Annotated in this window: 1 pseudogene; it reads right to left on the minus strand. The window is 63.7% G+C overall.

The features are described 5' to 3' along the window. Positions 1–267 (minus strand): annotated as a pseudogene (gene murD / locus ACIF4X_RS25915) (UDP-N-acetylmuramoyl-L-alanine--D-glutamate ligase); the annotation flags it as partial. Between the last annotated feature and the right edge of the window lie 39 nt (positions 268–306).

Here is a 306-nt window from a genome sequence, read left to right on the forward strand (position 1 = left end):
GATCTATTGCAGGGCCGGGGTCGCCAGCGCCAGGCCGGGGCTCACGTAGAGCTCGTCGGCACGGCAGAGGAATTCGACGTCCAGCTCGCCACAACGCACTTCCACGTGCGGATAGTCACGCTTGAGCGTGGCCAGTTCCGGTGGATTTTCCCGCGTGTCCGCCACGGCAAACGACGTGCCCCGGTTCGCCAGGAAGCGAACCAGGGACATGCCGCTCTTGCCGAGGCCGACAACGATGCGGAAGTGGTCAGAAGCGATCAGAGACACACGTTCTACCTCAGCTTCAGGGTGGCAAGGCCGATCAGC

Origin of the sequence: Pseudomonas sp. NPDC085632, assembly GCF_044541255.1 — a bacterium.
GTDB lineage: Bacteria > Pseudomonadota > Gammaproteobacteria > Pseudomonadales > Pseudomonadaceae > Aquipseudomonas.